The organism is Mesorhizobium sp. M2E.F.Ca.ET.219.01.1.1 (assembly GCF_004016445.2).
GTDB lineage: Bacteria > Pseudomonadota > Alphaproteobacteria > Rhizobiales > Rhizobiaceae > Mesorhizobium.
In genome coordinates this window covers 1-405 of sequence record NZ_SADT02000066.1, presented here as the reverse complement: position 1 = coordinate 405, position 405 = coordinate 1, and the positions used below count along the sequence as shown (strand labels likewise).

The window sequence follows — 405 nt, the reverse complement described above, 5'->3', positions numbered from 1 at the left end:
GGTCCCCGGTGCAGATGTCCTCGTCGACGCCGAACTTCGGTTTGACGACACGCTCGCCGCCCTTGATGGCCTTGTCGACCAGCGGCTTTTCGCGGCGCTGGCGATTGAGCATGCACTCCGACGAAGCGACGATGACTTTCGGGCCCTTCTCATTCGTCGTCAGCGCCTCACGCAACGAGTCCTGCATCTTGCCGACATCGTAGGTGCGGTCGACATGGCGCAGCCATTTCACGCCCATGCCTTTCACCGCCTCGGTGATCGGATGCTTGGTCGACTTGGTGCGGTTCGAGGCGCGCGACGACAGGATATCCTGGCCGCCGGTGGCGGCCGAGTAGAAGTTATCGACGATGACGATGACGCCATCATTCTTGTTGAACACGGCGTTGCCGATCGAGGAGGTCAGGC

General features: G+C 61.7%; 1 protein-coding gene. It reads right to left on the bottom strand.

The annotated features are described in order from the left end of the window. A partial coding sequence (locus EN862_RS34940; RefSeq protein ID WP_245519820.1) for a thiamine pyrophosphate-dependent enzyme occupies nucleotides 1-405 on the bottom strand: 405 nt, incomplete at both ends.